Source organism: Mesorhizobium sp. M7A.F.Ca.ET.027.03.2.1 (assembly GCF_003999175.1).
Taxonomy (GTDB): domain Bacteria; phylum Pseudomonadota; class Alphaproteobacteria; order Rhizobiales; family Rhizobiaceae; genus Mesorhizobium.
This window is the reverse complement of the sequence record NZ_RZOM01001401.1, coordinates 1-1,230: the sequence shown is the minus strand read 5'-3', so window position 1 is coordinate 1,230 and position 1,230 is coordinate 1. Positions and strand designations below refer to the sequence as shown.

Annotated in this window: 1 protein-coding gene; it reads right to left on the bottom strand. The window is 57.8% G+C overall.

Annotated features, from left to right (window positions below; genetic code table 11):
• Window positions 1–1,164 (bottom strand): glycosyltransferase family 1 protein (locus EN750_RS35040; protein WP_145968223.1); only part of this gene is annotated, 1,164 nt, incomplete at its 3' end.
• Between the last annotated feature and the right edge of the window lie 66 nt (window positions 1,165–1,230).

Here is a 1,230-nt window from a genome sequence, read left to right as displayed (position 1 = left end):
CCTGCGGAGCGGGACGACCTTCTTGCGTCGGTAGGCGCCCTCAATGTGAGCGGCCATGGCCTTCCATGTTCTTTCCCACGACATGTCAGCCAGATAGGCATCGACTTGCGGCAGCAGCATCTCGCGCGGTCGCAAAAGCAGGGAGCGCAGCTTGCTGTCCAAGTCGTCACCGTCGGCGATCTCCACCAGCCCAGCAGCGCCGTAGCTGCGCACAACGTCAACGATTGCCGTCGAGATCACCGGCAGACCCGCCGCCAGAAACTCTGGCGTCTTGGTTGGGCTGATGAACCGGGTCGCTTCGTTGAGCGCAAACGGCATCCACCCGGCATCCCAATGGCGAAGATAATCGGGCAGGTCGCAGTAGGCCTTCGCGTCCAACCAATGCAGGTTGTCGGCCTTCGGCAGGATTGCAGGATCGATTTTGACAACGGGGCCGATCATGACGAAATGCACGTCCGGCATGGTCCGCGCTGCTAGCGCCACGAGGTCGACGTCCAGCCGCTCGTCGATGACGCCGAAATACCCCACCCTCGGGTGAGGAATGCCGGCCTGATCGATGGGGTCCTTTCCTGGCAGCCTTGCCTTGTGAAAGTGTTTCACATCGATGCTGCTCGGAAAGGGGTAAATGGCCTGATGCAGGCGGCGCTTGGTCTCGAACAGGCTCAGGCCACCGGTGAAAACGAGATCGGCGCGGCGCAGAAGTTCCTTTTCCATCTGCGCCAGTTCGGGCGGCGCATTCTTGAAGGCGGAGAGTTCGTCCATGCAGTCGTAGACGCATATGTCTGGGTCAAGGAACTCCGTGAAGCGAAGAGCCATCGGCGTGTAGTACCAGGCGATCAGCCGGCTGTGCGGCATTGAAGCTATAATCCGCTGAACAAATCTCCGCTGGACGGCATCTGATTTCGCGGCCGACGCGCCGAGCGGAAGCACTGGTGTCACAATTAGAATGTTTGGCGATGCCTCGCTCGTCCGCATCAGCGGCTGTGGCAGTTCTTCAAAAACAGGCTCTTCAAAGTAGATCACTCTCTGCTGCATGGATGCAAGAGTGAGAATATGCTGCGGGCGTTGATGGACGAAATTCCAACGCAAGTGGGAGAAGCAAACCAGTAGATTTTCCCTGCCAGCGTGTTTACTGGCGGACACCCTGCCCAAGGCTGCTTCCATTGAGATTTTCCTTCCTGTAATCTTTAATTTATGCTGCGACTAACATTTGTTAATCGCAGATGGAGG